General features: G+C 63.3%; 12 protein-coding genes. 9 read left to right on the forward strand and 3 right to left on the reverse strand.

The genetic code is table 11. From position 1 onward, the window contains the following. The 3 genes from CIC12_RS27525 to CIC12_RS27535 all read left to right on the forward strand — a co-directional run. Positions 1–200: hypothetical protein (locus CIC12_RS27525; RefSeq protein ID WP_446728024.1), on the forward strand; the 200-nt coding region annotated here is incomplete at its 5' end. Between the two features lie 18 nt (positions 201–218). Then, positions 219–1,058 (forward strand): ABC transporter ATP-binding protein, encoded by an 840-nt coding sequence (locus CIC12_RS27530; RefSeq protein WP_168668856.1) that lies wholly within the window; start codon positions 219–221, stop codon positions 1,056–1,058. Between the two features lie 50 nt (positions 1,059–1,108). After that, positions 1,109–2,068 (forward strand): ABC transporter substrate-binding protein, encoded by a 960-nt coding sequence (locus tag CIC12_RS27535; protein ID WP_168668858.1) that lies wholly within the window; start codon positions 1,109–1,111, stop codon positions 2,066–2,068. Positions 2,069–2,590: 522 nt separating this feature from the next. On the opposite strand, the gene CIC12_RS27540 is transcribed toward CIC12_RS27535, so the two are convergent. From CIC12_RS27540 to CIC12_RS27550, 3 genes are all read right to left on the reverse strand, one after another. Further along, on the reverse strand, positions 2,591–3,454 hold the full coding sequence (locus CIC12_RS27540; RefSeq protein WP_168668860.1) for a nucleotidyl transferase AbiEii/AbiGii toxin family protein: 864 nt from the start codon (positions 3,452–3,454) through the stop codon (positions 2,591–2,593). Continuing rightward, positions 3,435–4,532 carry a type IV toxin-antitoxin system AbiEi family antitoxin gene (locus tag CIC12_RS27545; protein ID WP_168668861.1) on the reverse strand — a complete coding sequence of 366 codons (1,098 nt, stop codon included), beginning with the start codon at positions 4,530–4,532 and terminating at the stop codon, positions 3,435–3,437. Before CIC12_RS27545 ends, CIC12_RS27540 begins: the two co-directional genes overlap by 20 nt. A 628-nt stretch (positions 4,533–5,160) precedes the next feature. After that, the gene (locus CIC12_RS27550) at positions 5,161–5,535 is read right to left on the reverse strand and encodes an MAPEG family protein (protein ID WP_168668864.1); all 375 of its coding nucleotides are present in this window, start codon (positions 5,533–5,535) and stop codon (positions 5,161–5,163) included. Positions 5,536–5,946: 411 nt separating this feature from the next. On the opposite strand from CIC12_RS27550, the gene CIC12_RS27555 reads away from it, so the two are divergent. The 6 genes from CIC12_RS27555 (at position 5,947) to CIC12_RS27580 (ending at position 16,132) form a co-directional block, all read left to right on the forward strand. Beyond that, positions 5,947–7,194: an MFS transporter gene (locus tag CIC12_RS27555; RefSeq protein ID WP_168668866.1), complete on the forward strand. Its 1,248-nt coding sequence runs from the start codon at positions 5,947–5,949 to the stop codon at positions 7,192–7,194. Positions 7,195–7,690: 496 nt separating this feature from the next. Then, complete coding sequence (locus CIC12_RS27560) at positions 7,691–10,189, forward strand: acyl-CoA dehydrogenase (protein WP_168668868.1); 2,499 nt, start codon at positions 7,691–7,693, stop codon at positions 10,187–10,189. Between the two features lie 171 nt (positions 10,190–10,360). Further along, a complete protein-coding gene (locus CIC12_RS27565; RefSeq protein WP_168668870.1) occupies positions 10,361–11,806 on the forward strand; it encodes a 3-oxoacyl-ACP reductase in 1,446 nt (481 codons plus the stop codon). Positions 11,807–11,808: 2 nt separating this feature from the next. Then, positions 11,809–12,753, forward strand: coding sequence for a MaoC family dehydratase (locus CIC12_RS27570; protein ID WP_168668872.1), 945 nt, complete (start codon positions 11,809–11,811; stop codon positions 12,751–12,753). Positions 12,754–12,909: 156 nt separating this feature from the next. Beyond that, a complete protein-coding gene (locus CIC12_RS27575) occupies positions 12,910–14,211 on the forward strand; it encodes an acetyl-CoA C-acetyltransferase (RefSeq protein ID WP_168668874.1) in 1,302 nt (433 codons plus the stop codon). Between the two features lie 136 nt (positions 14,212–14,347). Next, a complete protein-coding gene (locus CIC12_RS27580; protein ID WP_168668876.1) occupies positions 14,348–16,132 on the forward strand; it encodes an AMP-binding protein in 1,785 nt (594 codons plus the stop codon). Positions 16,133–16,343 lie beyond the last annotated feature (211 nt).

Genomic DNA, 16,343 nt, shown 5'->3' on the forward strand with positions numbered 1-16,343 from the left:
TCACCCCGCACGTCTATCCGGACCTGGGCGTGCAGTTAATCGCGGGCTTCTCTAGCGGTCTGATGGCGGAATATCTGCCCTGGTGGTCCAGGCTCTTCAAGAACCCCATCGAAGCGCACAACGGCTTCGTCAGCGCGCGGCAAACGCCGGGCATCGGCTGGGAGTTCCGCGATGAGTTCTTTGCCAAGAGTGCCACCTGAGCGTAGGCGGGGATGGGTATGACCAATGTCGATGCGGGTGCCGTCCTGGTCGTGGAACACCTCAAGGTGGCCTACGGATCCGGAGCGGACCAGGTACACGTCCTTGAGGACGTGTCCTTCTCGGTCTCCCGGGGTGAAATGCTCTGCGTTGTAGGGCCCTCGGGATGCGGGAAGACCACGTTGCTCAAGAGCCTCTGCGGCCTGCTCAGGCCAACCTCGGGTCGCATCGAGGTGGCGGGCAAGGCCGTGGCCGGACCGCCACCCGAGCTGGCGATGGTCTTCCAGGACTACACGCGCTCGCTGATGCCGTGGAAGCGCGTGCTGGAAAACGTGACCTTTCCCCTGCGCGCGCGTGGACTCAGTGCACAAGTGGCGCGGCAAAAAGGCCTGGATGCGCTTGCCCGGGTCGGCCTGTCGGGCTCCGAAGACAAGTACCCCTGGCAGCTTTCGGGCGGTATGCAGCAGCGGGTAGCGATCGCGCGCGGCATCGCCTACGAGCCGCAGGTGCTGCTGATGGACGAGCCCTTCGCCGCAGTCGATGCACAGACCCGCGCTGACCTCGAGGACCTGGTGATGAAACTCATGCATGAGCTTGGCATGACCATGGTGCTCGTGACGCACGACATCGACGAGTCCGTGTACCTGGGCGATCGCGTGGTGGTGCTGTCAACCCGGCCGACCCAGGTGAAGAAGTCGCTCAGGGTCGAGCTGCCGTTTCCGCGCGATCAGGTGGCCACCAAGGCCGAGCCCGAATTCATCCGGTTGAGGTCGCAGATTGCCGAGTTCATCCGGCATGACACCTTGACCGTAACAAAGCTCGAAGCAGTGGCCCGACAGAATGCGCCCCGAAACACATAGGCGCAACGTTCTGCTCGCTACAGATCCATTTTTAGAAAAAGGAAAGCCTAATGACGACGTCTAAGATCTTGAAGTGGTGTCAACGCGGAGTGTACTTATCCATAGCGTTGTTCGCATCTACGGCATTCGCAGCGGGGAATGTCAGCGACGCCAGCAAGACCATCACATTTGGGATGTACCCCACTGCCGGAACTGCGCCGTTCACCCTTGCCCAGGACGCCGGGTACTTCAAGGCAGAGGGATTGACGGTCAATTTCACGAATGTCGTAACGACCCCGGACGGAATCGCCAATCTCATGGCCGGCAAGCAGCAGATAGCGATCCTTAATATTGGTGCTCTCGCGTCAGCTTTGCAGCAAGGATTGCCCCTCCGGGTCGTCTCCCCCGCCTACTATTGGAATCCGAAGGGCGGCCAAGGGCTATTCACAAAGAAGGGCAGTAATATCACGCGACCGCGCGACCTTGAAGGTAAGACGGTGGGCGTTAATCAACTGAAAGGCAACTTCGACGCCATGGTGATTACAGCTGTGCGAAACGACGGTGGCGATCCCTCGAAGGTCAGGTTTCGGCCAATTCCATTGCCTAACATTCCCGCCGCCATCGCTGGCGGAACCATTGGCGCAGGCCTGGTTGCCGAGCCGTACTTTACACAGCACAAGGCCGAGCTAGCGCCGGTCATCCCCGACCCGACAAGTGTATTCGCGAACCGACCAGCGATAGCAGGCTACGCGGTGACGACGCAAAAGTATGCTACCGAACACCCAGACAACGTAAAGGCGTTCCAGGCCGCTTACGCGAAAGCTGTTAAAGCGCTGGCTTCGAACGACCAACTTGCACGCCAGACTGTCGCAAAGACCACATCAATCAATGCTGACGATGTTCGTTCAATGATTCTGCCACTGTGGAGTGAAGATACCGGTATTGCGAGCACGAAAGAACAGATGGAGCTTTTGGTGAAAGTCGGTTACATCACCAAGGTGCCCGATCTCACAGGATTTTTTGGTCGCTAGGTCAGAAGCTTGCGGCCGCTGAGTTCTAACGTTAAGGCCGATGACGCGTCGAGCGACTTGCAGGAGTGAATGGCCGCTGCAGTTGAAGCTGCCGAATATGTGGTGCTCGGTCCAAAGTCGGCTCAGGGTCGAGAGTACGCATTCGCGGACAGCAAGCGCGACATTCGCAGCTACGGAGATCCGAATGGCAGAAGAGCGGCCTGAACCTGCCTAGCAATCGACGAGCAGCGAATGTCAGCATTGGCCTGCGGATTCAACCGGTCGATTGTGTTGCATCGACCGGTTGAATCCGCACCGAACAGCTGCCGCACCGAAGTAACACTCGAACGTCGCCTTTGGGAGGGCAAGCCTTTTCAAGGACACAGTGCGTCTGGATCAGCGCGAGCTCGCCGAGAGCGGCAACGCGACTCCCACGACTTTTCTTGAGAGATCGTTTAGGATCGTTGCTAACGCCAGGTGCACAAGACCGAGGAAAATCCTCTGCCCTGATGCAACGGTTCTGCCACGGGCACAGTCAGGACATCACGGGCCAGGCCAATCCATCAGCCCAATCCTGAGTTCAGCAAGCCGGTTCTCAATCTCCCCGACCGCGTCGCCGTAGTGAGATTCGCCTCGCAACATGTGAGTCACCAGCCGGTCATGCAGTTTGGGATCGGTCAGAATGCCGACGATCTGCTGCCTGCTTTGCGCGGCAGCGATAGACGCTATGTCCAGGCCCAGCAATCTCGGGCCGGCGCGCTCGAACGCATAATCGCATGCAGCCAGCAAGGGCAACTCTTCTCCATACAGCCGGTCGGCATTGCCCGCGGCAGCATAATTTTCCAGCAGATACCTGACGTCCACGGCGTCTTTCGGATTGAACTGCCCACGGTCCAGCCACGCGATCAATTTCGTCATCACGAGACCAGGGATCGATGCAACGGGAATCTCGCATTGATCTGAGATGCGCACGGTTACCGCACTATCCAGCGCTTCGGCGTAGCCCGCTACGTTCATCACGATGGCCATGTCCGGAGGCCACGCCACTTGCGCGGGAGAGATCTCGATGCCGCCGAACGGAACCAGATCGACCGGAAAGCCCTCTCCCACGGCGGGTGAATAGTGAAGCCGATGCAGGATTTTCGCGTCCGGCCGGAAGCCCGGCTCCTGAAGAAGCGCCGCTCTGAGCGCCTCGAACACTGTCCAGTTCTCGATCGCCATCGCGAAATCCATGTCGGGACTGGCGCGGTTGAGCGGGAATCCGTGCAGGTGATACATCAGGATGTCGCGCGCCGTCGCACCGACCACGAAGTACCGCAGGTTCGTCAGCCGGGCCACGCGATCCATGATCGTTAACAGCACCTGCTTTCCTGCCGGCAGCGGCGTCTTAAGATGGACTTGAGTCATCCGCCTGCTCCATCTGGTTGCGAATCAGCACCGCAGCCTCCGCATTGCGGGGCTCCCTCGTACGCTGCAAATCCGCGTATACGAGCAACGGCGGCGCGGTCCCTTTTTCCGCCCCTGCCTCGTCGAGATGCCAGAAAGCATCGATGATTTCCAGCGGGCCGGCAGGATCGGCACGCAAGCGATGACGCTTCGCGAGCGCCATCGTCACAGTCGCCCTTGCCGAGGGTTCGACATAGAGCGTTTGCGCGGCCGGCCGAAGCTGCCCGGTCAGTTTTGCAGCGGCAACCTCCCCGCCCCACCACGCTTGCCCGGCGGGAAGCTCGGCATGCTCCCACCACGATGGATCGCCGACTGCGAACCGTTGTACGTTGAGCTTCGGCAGCAGGCGAAGCGGATAGTTGATCGCCCACTCTTCCCTGAACGCGGCCGGATCGAGCAATCGCCGGTCGTCCGTGCCCGCCAGCAAACCTCGCTCACGCAGATCGTCCAGCACGCTGCCGACGGTGCCGAGCGCCACACCCGCGGCGGCCGCAATTTCCCGGTATGGACGGTTAAGCAACGCTGGCGCAGATAACAACACAAAAGTCATCCTGAGCGGAGAGGCGCTCGCGGAGATCGCGGGTTTCCCGGATCTCGATGCCAGGCGTCTGATTTCGGGACTCGCCGGCCGGCCTGTTACAAGCATGTACTGACCAGGCGCGTGCACGTAGAGATTGCCGGCCAGGTCGATGAACTGCAGGTCGTGCTCGACGCACTCGTCCGCTAACGCTAGGGTCAAATAAGTAGTGGCCAGCAGGACCGGGGAAGCCGCGGCTCGGTGCTTCGCCGCGAGGGCTGCTACTTCCGCCCGGGATCTTATCCGGCCTCGGGCTGCGAGCGTGTATTGCCGGGCCGCGCCGTTCACGTCGAGCGTCAGCGTGCCCTCCTCGGCCAAACTTTCGCTTTGTCCAGCCGGACGAAAACCGATAACACCCAGCGGAATGCGCCCGCGCCGCGTTGCGGCGCTAGTGAGCTGATTGAGCAACGCCTCGGTCGGGCGGTCAAAGTCCGGAAGACCATACGGATCGTTGTCGTTCATAGATTTCACTTGTTCAAAAAACGTGAACACGCAGCCATTATGAACGACGAGCGTCCTCTGTTCAATTATTTTTCATGTTCATACTTTATGAACGAAAAACTAATCTGAACAGAGCCAATCTACAACAACTCTACGTTCGGGCGCTGATGACGCGTAGTCTGAAAAGACCATCACTGTAGCGTCGATCCAACGCTATGTTTACGCAGAAAAATGGCATGTTTTCGAGCCAGCCGCAAATGAGTACATCAACGAGTACATGACGATGAGCATCCATGGAAAATGTTATTCAAAATCAAACCACTAGAATGCAGATGCGAGTCCTCTCCTGGGCACCACCCCTATTCAAGTGAAACGAAACACCCCGTTGAGCCTTCGTGCTTCGCGGGGTTTTTTGTTTTTGGCTGCGTGAGGTGCCTGGCGAATGCAAGTCCCGCAGGACCTTTGCCATTGCCAAGCAACGGCGGGAAATGCATCGCCAGCGCATCGCCAGCACGCCGACAATCGCGAAGACGCGAAACGCGCATGTATGATCGGGGAGTTGCGCGCGTGCGTGGCTTCGCGTTGGCCGCGGGCTGCATCGGACCCCTTCCCGCGATACCCATAGCGCGCGGCCTCGCCCCAGGCACGCTCATCCCGCCGACACGAAGAACATCGACACCACGCACGCGAAGCCGACGAACCAGATCAGCGAGCGCAGCGACGCGAGATTCGCCACGTAGAGCATGCCATGCAGCACTCGCGTGACGACGAAGGTCATCGCTAGCCAATTGATCCACGGGTTCGTGCCGCCCGCCTGACCTGCCACGACGATCGCCGCGGTAAACATCGCCAACGCTTCCCAAGCGTTCTGATGCGCCGCATGCGCACGCGCGCGCCAGCCTTCGAGTCCGGCGAGATACGCACGAGGCGCGCCGTTGTCGTAGCGCTTGCTGACTTTCGCCAGCATGATCCACGGAAACGGCAGCAGCGCCACGATGAGCAGGCAAAGATGGGGAATTTTCATTTAACAGACTCCTCGTATGTGCACGGCGAATGCCGCGCGAGCCGCTGCTATTGCCCGCGCAGGTTGGCCCTCGCCAATTTGAATCCGACGAACGCCCCTCTTGCGAAACGGGAAATGCATCGGTCGGATAACCCTGATTCACCGTTTTTGAAGTCAAATATACATTACAAATAACAGACACTCCGACTCACACATGCAATACAAGAATTACATTTATCCGACATTCAGCATGCATTCCGGATTCAGCATGGAATTCGCTCCAGGTATTAATACGGATAAAAGCTGCTTCAACCATGCAAGCGTTTAACGGTCGGCGTACACTCGCCGCAAGCCCTTGTCCTATAGGGCGTACGGGGCTACGGAGCCGCCCGTCGTAAAACACGGGTTATTGGAGACTGAGGGGAACAATCAATGAGCTGGACTCGGGAACAGAGAAACGTCACGATCGCCGCCTATCTCGGCTGGACGCTCGACGCATTCGATTTCTTTCTAATGGTGTTCGTATTGAAAGATATCGCGGCGGAATTCAATACGACTATTCCGTCGGTTGCCGTCGCGATTATGTTGACCTTGATGATGCGCCCGGTCGGCGCGTTGATTTTCGGCTGGCTTGCCGACAAATACGGCCGCCGCCCCACGCTGATGCTGAACATCGCGTGTTTCTCGTTGCTGGAACTGCTTTCCGGCCTCTCGCCGAATCTGATGACGCTGCTGGTGCTGCGCGCGCTGTTCGGCATCGCGATGGGCGGCGAATGGGGCGTCGGCGGCGCACTGACCATGGAAACCGTGCCGCCGAAGTCGCGCGGCATCGTCTCGGGTCTGCTGCAGGCGGGTTATCCGAGCGGCTACCTGCTTGCATCCATCGTGTTCGGCCTCTTCTATCAATACATCGGCTGGCGCGGCATGTTCTTCGTCGGCGTGCTGCCCGCGCTGCTCGTGCTGTACGTGCGCGCGCACGTGCCGGAATCGCCGGCCTTCAAGACGCTCGAAAAGAAAGCGCGGCCGGGCCTCGTCGCCACGTTGAAGCAGAACGTCGGCTTGTCCATTTACGCGATCGTGCTGATGACCGCGTTCAACTTCTTCTCCCACGGCTCTCAGGATCTGTATCCGACCTTCCTGCGCGTGCAGCATCAGTTCGATGCGCATACGGTGTCGTGGATCACGATCGTGCTGAACATCGGTGCGATTTGCGGCGGCCTGTTTTTCGGCTGGGCGTCGGAAAAGATCGGCCGCAAGCGCGCGATCTTCATCGCCGCATTGATCGCGTTGCCGGTCCTGCCGTTGTGGGCGTTCTCGAGCACGCCGGTGCTGCTCGCGCTCGGCGCGTTCCTGATGCAGATCTCCGTGCAGGGCGCGTGGGGCGTGATACCGGTGCACCTGAACGAAATTTCGCCCGACGAAATCCGCGCGACCTTCCCCGGTCTCGTGTATCAGCTCGGCAATCTGATCGCGTCGGTGAATGGTCCGCTGCAGGCAGGCGCTGCCGAAGCGCACGGCAACAACTACGCGCTCGTGATGGCGGTGGTGATCGGCATCGTCGCCGTGGTGATTGCCGTGCTGATTCCGTTCAGCCGCGAGCGTCGCGGTATCGACATGACGCAGTCGGCCAAGGAGATCGCCGCGCACTCTCCCAACAGTGCCGTTGCTGGACAGCTTTAAGCGTTCGAACTAAACGGCTAGTATGCCGGCGCGTTCCCCGGCACACTAGCCGCAAAGGCGGTTCGAACCGCCGCGGCGCGAACACGCGTCCCGCCATCAGCGCAACGCCAAACTCAGGTAGCAAGAAGTACGAGGCCGTTCCGATCCACATCGGAACGGCCTTTTTATTTCCGCGCGACATGACGCATTGCGCACGACGGCAAGAAGACGCTCGCCAGGTCACGGGCGGTAATCGACGCGCGGCAGCCCGCCCTCCAGGCAACAGAACACACGCGGCCACACAGCGACAGGGACAGGGATAACAGAACAGGACGCCCCCCGGATTCGCGTCAGGAACGCCATTCGCTACCGACGCATGTACGGCTCGAAACACCCGGGGCGCACGGGGAAGCCACCGCGCCGCTCCATGTGGAAGCCGCAGAAGATCTACAAAAACGCGAACCGTCCGCGCCTCGTGGACGCGTTCGCACGCACCATCGAAACAGGAGGAAACGTCATGCCGTGGTTCATCCTGGTGCTCGTCTGTGCCGCTCTCGCACTCCTCTATGTGCAGGCACGTGCGTCGTGGTGGCTGGCCGTCATGATCGTCTGGGTGGCCGCCGCGCATGTTAGCGGGGCGGCGGGTCCCGTTCTCACGACGCTCTTTGCGATCGTGTTCGTTCTCCCTGCCCTCGTGCTCGCGCTCAAGCCGCTGCGCCGCGCGTGGCTGACGAAAGCGGTGCTCGATATCTTCCGCAAGATCCTGCCGGAGATGTCACCGACCGAGCGTGACGCGATCGAAGCCGGCACGGTCTGGTGGGACGCCGAACTGTTCTCCGGACGCCCGCATTGGGACACGCTGCTCGGCTACGGCCCGGCCGCGCTGAGCGCCGAAGAGCAGGCCTTCCTCGACGTCGAATGTGAGCAGTTGTGCGATCTCGCGAACGACTGGGAAACCACGATGGTCTGGCAGGACCTGTCGCCGAAAACCTGGCAGTTCATCAAGGAGCGCGGCTTTCTCGGCATGATCATTCCGAAGCAGTACGGCGGCAAGCAGTTCTCCGCATACGCGCATTCGCAGGTCATCATGAAGCTTGCCACGCGCTGCTCGGCCGCGGCCGTGTCGGTGATGGTGCCGAACTCGCTCGGCCCCGCCGAATTGCTGATGCACTACGGCACCGAAGAGCAGAAAAACCACTACTTGCCGCGCCTCGCGCGCGGCGAAGAAATCCCCTGCTTCGCGTTGACGAGTCCTTATGCGGGCTCCGACGCCGCCGCGATTCCGGATGTCGGCATCGTCTGTACGGGCGTGTTCGACGGCCGCGAAACGCTGGGCTTTCGCGTCACGTGGGACAAGCGCTACATCACGCTCGGGCCGATCGCGACCGTGCTCGGTCTCGCGTTCCGTGCGCTCGATCCCGACCGCCTGCTTGGCGGCGACGAAGAACCCGGCATCACCTGCGCGCTGATACCGACCGATCACCCCGGTGTGAACATCGGCCGCCGTCACTGGCCATTGAACGCGGTATTCCAGAACGGCCCGAACTCCGGCGAGGACGTGTTCATTCCGCTCGACTGGGTGATCGGCGCACGCGCGCAGGTCGGCAACGGCTGGCGCATGCTGATGGAATGTCTCGCGGCGGGGCGCGCGATTTCGCTGCCGTCGTCCAATGTCGGCATGGCGAAGCTCGCCGTGCGCGGCACCGGCGCGTATGCCGCGGTTCGCCGCCAGTTCCGCACCGCGATCGGCAAGTTCGAGGGCGTGCAGGAAGCGCTCGGCCGCATGGGCGGCAACCTCTACGTGATGGACGCCGCGCGCCGCCTGTCCGCGCATGCGGTGGACCTCGGCGAAAAGCCGTCGGTGATCTCGGCGATCGCGAAGTACCACATCACCGAGCGCGCCCGCATGGTCATCAACGACGGCATGGACGTCGCCGCCGGCAAGGGCATCTGCATGGGACCGTCGAACTTTCTCGCGCGCGCTTATCAGCAGGTGCCGATCGCGATCACGGTGGAAGGCGCGAACATTCTCACGCGTTGCCTGATCATCTTCGGCCAGGGTGCGATCCGCTGTCATCCGTACGTGCTGAAGGAAATGGCCGCGACGCGCGAAACGGATCACGCGAAGGCGCTGCGCGATTTCGACACGGCATTCTTCGGCCACGTCAGCTTCACGCTGTCGAACATGGTGCGCAGCTTCGTGTACGGCGTCACCGGCGGCGCTTTCATCGTCAAGCCGCGTGCCGCTTATGCGCCCCTGCATGAGTATTACCGCGCGGCCACACGCATCTCGACCATCTTCGCGCTGCTCGCCGACGTCTCGATGTTCGTGCTCGGCGGCGACCTGAAACGCCGTGAGCGCCTTTCCGGGCGACTCGGCGACGTGCTCTCGCAGCTGTACCTGATCTCCGCCACGCTCAAGCGTTTCGAAGACGAAGGCCGTCAGCAGGACGATCTGCCGCTGGTGCGCTGGGGCGTCGAGGACTCGTTGTACCAGGCCCAGCAGGCGCTCGACGGCGTGCTCGCGAACTACCCGAACCGCTTCGCCGCGAGCCTCGTGCGGATGCTCGCGTTCCCGTTCGGCCTGCCGTATCGCGAGCCGTCGGACCAGCTTGGCGGCGAAATCGCCGAACTGATGCAAACGCCGGGCGCGGCGCGCGAGCGGCTCGTGTCCGACTCGTACGTGCCGCATCCCGAGGTCGACGCGCTCGGCTACGGCGAGCTCGTGTTCGAGCTGAACCCGCGCTTCACGCAGATCGACCAGAAGCTGCGCGACGCAGTCAGGCAAGGCCTGCTCGCACCGATGCCGCAAAGCCTCGCGCACCTCGCGGCCTGGACCGAGGCGGCCCGGCAGCAAGGCCTGATCGACGCCGACGAGCAGCGCGTGCTCGACGACTACGCCCACTATGGCGCGCAGGTCCTGAAAGTCGACGACTTCCCGGCCGACTTCGACATGCTCGCCAATCTGCAAAAACGCAAGGAGACGCTCGACAAGGCGCTTGAACTCGCGGCCTGAGCGCCCGAATGCAAGCCTTGGCGCATGAAAAAACATCCTGGGAAGCCCCACCGGATACGCCCAACTCAGTGCACACTGACACAGGTCCGATGCCACAGGGACTTCCTTCGGTCGTCGGGGCATACCCTCGTGGCACGTCCTCGGGGCGCCTCCAGCGGAGCAACCAAAAATATGAACGACTCGTATCTGAAGTTCGCCAACTCGCCGTTCGGCGCGCGCCTCGCGCGCTCGCTCGGCTTGCCGAAGCCCGAGGTGTTGCGCCGCTATCGCGCGGACCGGCCCGAGTTCGACGGTCTGGTCGCCATCGGCGCGGGCCGTGAGCCACGGCTGCTCGAGGCGCTCGCGAACCTGGTCGCGAGCATCGGCGTGACGAGCGTGGCGCATGAAAGCGCCGGCCTGTGGATGCCGCTCGCGCATCGGCATGGCCTGATGACCGGCCGCTTCCAACCCGCCGAAGCCGGCTCTCAAGGCAAGCTCGCCGCGCTGCTGTTCGACGCGAGCGGTGTCGAAGACAGCAGTCAGCTGGCGCCGCTGCATGCGTTCTTCCACGACACGCTGCGCTCGCTCGGCAAGTGCGGGCGGATCGTCGTGCTCGGGCGCCCGCCTGAAGCTTGCGCCAGCCCGCGTCAGTGGACCGCGCAGCGCGCGCTCGAAGGTCTCACGCGTTCGCTCGGCAAGGAAGCGCGGCGCGGCATCACGGCGAATCTCGTGTATGTCGCGCGAGGCGCGGAGGGTAGCGCCGAAGCGACGCTGCGCTTTTTTCTGTCGCCGCGTTCGGCGTACGTATCGGGCCAGGTGGTGCGCATCGACGCAGGCGCCCCAGGTCGCCCGGCCGCCGCCGCAGGCGCCCCCACGTCGCCCACCTCGCCCGCCTTCGACTGGTCGCAGCCGCTCGCGGGCCGGCGCGCGGTCGTCACCGGGGCCGCGCGCGGCATCGGCGCGTCGATTGCGAGCGTGCTCGCGGCCGAAGGCGCGCACGTGATCGGCATCGACATCCCGTCGGCGCGCGATGCACTCGACGCGACGCTGCGCCAGTTGAACGGCACCGCCCTCGCGTTCGATATCGCCGCGCCGGAAGCGCCCGCGCAGATCGCCGCCGCGCTCGACGAACAGGGCGTCGACATCGTCGTGCACAACGCCGGCATCACGAAGGACAAAACCATCGCGAAGATGACTGACGCCGCATGGCAAAGCGTCATCGACATCAATCTGGGCGCGCAGGAGCGCATCGACGACGCGCTGCTCGCCGCCGGCATCCTGCGCGACGGCGGACGGATTATCGGCGTGTCGTCGATCAGCGGGATTGCAGGCAATCCCGGCCAGACCAATTACGCGACCTCGAAGGCCGGCGTGATCGGCCGGGTGCAAAGCATGGCGTCGCAATTGCGCGCGCGCGGCATCACGATCAACGCGGTCGCGCCCGGCTTCATCGAAACGCAGATGACCGCGAAGATTCCGTTGACGATCCGCGAAGCGGGCCGCCGCATGAACTCGATGAGCCAGGGCGGCCAGCCGGTCGACGTCGCGCAGACCATCGCGTGGCTCGCGCATCCGGGATCGGCCGGCGTCACCGGCCAGATCGTGCGCGTGTGCGGACAAAGCCTGATTGGAGCGTGACCATGCGTGAACCGGGCAACCCGTTCGAAGACGGTTTCATCTCGAGCGCGACGCGGCCTGATGCAGTGCGGCTTAAAACCGTCGTCGTCGAAACCTTGCCCGCGCCGGCGAAGCTCTATGCGCGCGCGTTGTCGGGCATCGTCAAGCGCGGGCGTTCAACGCACGCCGCGCCATTGCCGCCGCTGCGCCTCGTGCGCCCCGCCGTCACGCTCGATCCAGGACCGGTCTGGCGTTATGCGCGCGTGTGCGGCTTCATTCCCGAGCATGGCGTGCCGCTCACCTATCCGCATCTGCTCGCGTTTCCGCTACATCTGCTGATGCTGACCGATCCTGCGTTTCCGTGGCCCGCGCTCGGGCTCGTGCATCTGGCCAACCATGTGCGGCTGCGCCGTCCGCTCACGTACAAGGACCTGCTGCGCGTCGAGGTGGAATTCGGCGCGCTGCTGCGTCACGACAAGGGTCAGGCCTTCGTGCTGCACACCCGCATGTACCGGCGCGGCGAGGCCGTGTGGGACGGCGACAGCGTCTATCTGAAACGCGCGGTGCCGGCGATCGGCAACCCGCTCGATCCGCTCGAACTCGGCCCGCAGGCGCTGCAACGCATGTCGCGCTGGCAGCTCGCGCCGCAACTGGGCCGCGACTATGCGAGCGTGTCCGGCGACTACAACCCGATCCACCTCACCGCGCTGTCGGCCAAGGCGTTCGGCTTTCCGCGCGCGATCGCGCACGGTATGTGGACGCTTGCGCGCGCCGCCTCCGCGCTGCAACCACCGAAGCCGCTCGCCGAAGCCACGCTCAGCGCCGAATTCAAGCTGCCGCTGCTGCTGCCCGGAGAGGCATCGTTGTGGAGCGCGTCGCCGTCGCTGATCGAACGCGATATCGAGGTGCGCGACATCGCCGGAGAAAAGCCGCATTTGCGCGGCCGCATGCAGTGGCGCCTGCAATGACGCAGGAGCCTGTTTTTGCGCAGGCGCGCAGTGGAATTAAAGGCGCCGGCATTCGTTGTTGTATCAGGATGTCGCGATCGCCGATCGACTGACGCCGACATCCGCAGCACCGTTCGCATCACCCGATGACCAGAACACGACCCGAAGGAGCCGAGCATGTCCAACCCGCTACCCGCCGTGCGCCGCGTCGCCATCGTCGGGGGCAACCGGATCCCGTTTGCCCGCTCGAACACCGCGTACGCGAGCGCGTCGAATCAGGACATGCTGACCTTCACGCTGCAAGGACTGATCGACCGCTACGAACTGCACGGTGAACGTCTGGGCGAAGTCGCGGCGGGCGCGGTGATCAAGCATTCGCGCGACTTCAATCTGACGCGCGAAGCGGTGCTGTCCACGACGCTCGCGAAGGAAACGCCCGCTTACGACGTGCAGCAGGCTTGCGGCACCGGCATCGAAGCGGCGATTCTCGTCGCCAGCAAGATCGCGCTCGGGCAGATCGACGCGGGCATCGCGGGCGGGGTCGACACGACGTCCGATGCGCCGATCGGCGTCAACGAAAAAATGCGCAAGATCCTGCTCGAAGCGAACCGCGGCAGGAGCGCCGGCCAGCGCGTCGGCGCGCTGGCCAAGTTGCGTCCCGGCATGTTCTTCAAGCCGCTGCTGCCGCGCAACGCCGAGCCACGCACGGGACTGTCGATGGGCGAGCACTGCGAACTGATGGCCAAGCGCTGGAACATTTCGCGCGAGGCGCAGGACGTGCTTGCCTGCGAGAGCCATCGCAAGCTCGGCGAAGCGTACGCGCGCGGCTTCTTCAACGATCTGATGACGCCGTACCGCGGCCTCGCGCGCGACAACAACCTGCGCGCCGATCTGACGCTCGAAAAACTCGCGAGCCTGAAGCCGGTGTTCGATCGCGACGCCGGCACGCTGACCGCCGGCAACTCGACACCACTCACCGACGGCGCCTCCGCCGTGCTGCTCGCGAGCGAGGAGTGGGCGGCTCGCCGGGGGCTGCCGGTGCTCGCCTGTCTGAGCTGGTCGGAGACGGCCGCCGTCGACTTTTTCGACAAAAAGGAAGGCCTGCTGATGGCGCCCGTCTATGCGGTGCCGCGCATGCTGGCGCGCGCGGGCCTCACGCTGCAGGACTTCGATCTCTACGAAATCCACGAAGCTTTCGCCGCGCAGGTGTTATGCACGCTCGCGGCGTGGCAGGATGACGAGTATTGCCGCACGCAGTTGGGCCTCGCCGGCCCGCTGGGCGCGCTCGATCCGACAAAACTGAACGTGAACGGCAGCTCGCTCGCCACCGGTCATCCGTTCGCGGCGACGGGCGGGCGCATCGTCGCCGGCCTCGCGAAGCTGCTCGCGCAACTCGACAAACCGGCCGGCACTGCGCGCGGGCTGATCTCGATCTGCGCGGCAGGCGGCCAGGGGGTGGTCGCGATTCTCGAACGCTGAACCGCGCGGACGTTTCCGCATCGATGTGCAGCGCATTCCGCTTCACTCGCTGCCAACCACGTGTTTAGCTTGCTTCGATGACCGGCCACGAAACCAGCACATAAACAGACGAAGCTACGGCTTCAGGAGACGACCAATGACCCAGCCTACTCAAGCCCCTCTCCCGTCCGCCGCCGGGCCTGCGGCAACGGCGAACGCCGCCGCGCAGCGCATGCCCAACACCGACGGCATCTGGTACGCGTCGTATCCGGCGGAAGTGCCGCACGACATCGACGTCACGCAATATGCGTCGCTCGTGGAGTTCTTCGACGAATGCATCGCGCGGTTCCGCGAGCGCGTGGCGTACGTGAGCGTCGGCGCGAATCTGACGTACGGCGAACTGGGCCGCAAGGCCACCGCGTTCGCCGCGTATCTGCAAAGTATCGGCGTGAAGCCCGGCGAGCGCGTCGCGATCATGCTGCCGAATACGTTCCAGTACCCGGTGTCGCTGTTCGGCGTGCTGAAGGCCGGCGCGGTGGTGGTCAACGTGAATCCGCTCTACACGGTGCGCGAACTCGCGCATCAGCTGAAGGACAGTGGCGCGCAAACCATCATCGCGTTCGAGAACTTCGCGAAGACCGTCGAAGATGCGCTGCCCGGCACGAAGGTAAAGAACGTGATCGTGACGGGTCTCGGCGACCTGCTCGCCGACGGCCTGAATTTGAAGGGGCGTCTGCTCAACTTCATGTTGCGGCACGTGAAGAAGATGGTGCCCGCATACCGCCTGCCGCAGGCGGTGTCGCTGCTCGACGCGCTCTCGACCGGCTACTCGCGGCCGTTGACGCCGGTGCGCGCCGCGCACGAGGACATCGCGTTCCTCCAGTACACCGGCGGCACCACCGGCGTCGCGAAAGGCGCGATGCTCACGCACAGGAATATGATCGCCAATCTCCTGCAGGCGAAGGCGTGGTCCGAGCACCAGTTGAACGGCGACATCGAAACGGTGCTCACGCCGCTGCCGCTCTATCACATCTACTCGCTGACCGTGAATGCGCTGATTTTCATGGGACTCGGCGGGCGCAACATCCTGATCGCCAATCCGCGCGACATGAAGCGCGTGATGATGATCATCCGCCACGAGACATTCACCGGCATGACCGCCGTCAACACGCTCTACAACGCTTTCCTCGACAACGAGGAATTTCGCAAGCGCGACTTCTCGAACCTCAAGCTCGCGATGGCGGGCGGCATGGCCACACAAAAAGCGGTGGCCGACCGCTTCAAGGCCGTGACCGGCAAACCGATCATCGAAGGCTACGGGCTCACCGAGTGCTCGCCGATCGTGTCGATGAATCCGGTCGATCTGAACAACATGCGCGAGTTCGAAGGCTCGATCGGCTTGCCCGCGCCGTCCACGCACGTGCGCTTCAGAAAGGACGACGGCAGCTGGGCCAGCATCGGCGAAGCGGGCGAGCTATGCGTGAAGGGACCGCAGGTGATGAAAGGCTACTGGAACCGCCCCGAAGAAACCGCCAAGGTGATCGACGACGACGGCTGGCTCGCCACCGGCGACATCGGCGTGATGGACTCGCGCGGCTTCATCCGTCTGATCGACCGCAAGAAGGACATGATCCTGGTGTCGGGTTTCAACGTCTATCCGAACGAAGTGGAAGACGTGATCGCCGCGCTTCCAGACGTGCGCGATGTGGCCGCAATCGGCGTGCCCGACGCCGCGCAGGGGGAGCGGGTGAAGGTGTTCGTCGTCAGGCGCAATCCATCGCTGACCGCCGAACAGGTGATCGCGCATTGTCGCAAGAATCTGACCGGCTACAAGGTGCCGAAGCTGGTCGAGTTCCGCGACGAGCTGCCGCAAACCAACGTCGGCAAGATTCTGCGCCGCGCGCTGCGCGATGAGGAACTCGCGAAGCAAAAGCCTGCCTGACAGCCAATGCGCTTTTGCGCGGCCGGCGCTCGCTCGCGTGAGCCCCGCGTGACCCCGCGCAACATGACGGAGAGATTCATGACGCACCGCCTGCCCGCACGCTCTTGCCGCCCGTCGGCCTTCACGCGCTTCGTGAGCGTGGCGACGCTTGCGCGGCGGAGCGCCGCGTCATCGCGAGCGTTGCAGTCACGCAAGTGGGTGACACGCGCGG

Source organism: Paraburkholderia sp. SG-MS1 (assembly GCF_012275575.1).
In the GTDB taxonomy this organism is placed as follows: Bacteria; Pseudomonadota; Gammaproteobacteria; order Burkholderiales; family Burkholderiaceae; genus Paraburkholderia.

Coding starts and splice junctions, on each gene's coding strand:
- CIC12_RS27530 (WP_168668856.1), top strand. CDS start 219: ATGACCAATGTCGATGCGGGTGCCGTCCTGGTCGTGGAACACCTCAAG.
- CIC12_RS27535 (WP_168668858.1), top strand. CDS start 1,109: ATGACGACGTCTAAGATCTTGAAGTGGTGTCAACGCGGAGTGTACTTA.
- CIC12_RS27540 (WP_168668860.1), bottom strand. CDS start 3,454: ATGACTCAAGTCCATCTTAAGACGCCGCTGCCGGCAGGAAAGCAGGTG.
- CIC12_RS27545 (WP_168668861.1), bottom strand. CDS start 4,532: ATGAACGACAACGATCCGTATGGTCTTCCGGACTTTGACCGCCCGACC.
- CIC12_RS27550 (WP_168668864.1), bottom strand. CDS start 5,535: ATGAAAATTCCCCATCTTTGCCTGCTCATCGTGGCGCTGCTGCCGTTT.
- CIC12_RS27555 (WP_168668866.1), top strand. CDS start 5,947: ATGAGCTGGACTCGGGAACAGAGAAACGTCACGATCGCCGCCTATCTC.
- CIC12_RS27560 (WP_168668868.1), top strand. CDS start 7,691: ATGCCGTGGTTCATCCTGGTGCTCGTCTGTGCCGCTCTCGCACTCCTC.
- CIC12_RS27565 (WP_168668870.1), top strand. CDS start 10,361: ATGAACGACTCGTATCTGAAGTTCGCCAACTCGCCGTTCGGCGCGCGC.
- CIC12_RS27570 (WP_168668872.1), top strand. CDS start 11,809: ATGCGTGAACCGGGCAACCCGTTCGAAGACGGTTTCATCTCGAGCGCG.
- CIC12_RS27575 (WP_168668874.1), top strand. CDS start 12,910: ATGTCCAACCCGCTACCCGCCGTGCGCCGCGTCGCCATCGTCGGGGGC.
- CIC12_RS27580 (WP_168668876.1), top strand. CDS start 14,348: ATGACCCAGCCTACTCAAGCCCCTCTCCCGTCCGCCGCCGGGCCTGCG.